Genomic DNA, 232 nt, shown 5'->3' with positions numbered 1-232 from the left:
GTCAAAATACTGGTTTATCGCAAAAGGCCCACTTGCTGTAAAAGAAATGAAACAGCATCCGCGTCGAAATAAGCAGGCACTTAATGATGAATTTGTGAAAGCCAGTATCAGGGCGAAGGTTGAACATCCGTTCCGGATACTGAAATGCCAGTTTGGTTTCAGAAAGACCCGAATACGGGGTCTGAAGAAAAATCACAACCGTCTGTCAATGCTGTTTGCGATGGGCAATCTG

At 44.4% G+C, this 232-nt stretch carries 1 protein-coding gene; it reads left to right on the top strand.

What is annotated here, in order from left to right:
- On the top strand, window positions 1-232 hold a 232-nt coding region (locus ACSZPU_RS26580; RefSeq protein WP_499004600.1), incomplete at both ends, for a transposase.

The sequence above is a fragment of the Phytobacter sp. V69 genome (assembly GCF_965644215.1).
Classification (GTDB): domain Bacteria; phylum Pseudomonadota; class Gammaproteobacteria; order Enterobacterales; family Enterobacteriaceae; genus Phytobacter.
This window is presented reverse-complemented; position numbering and strand designations above follow the sequence as displayed.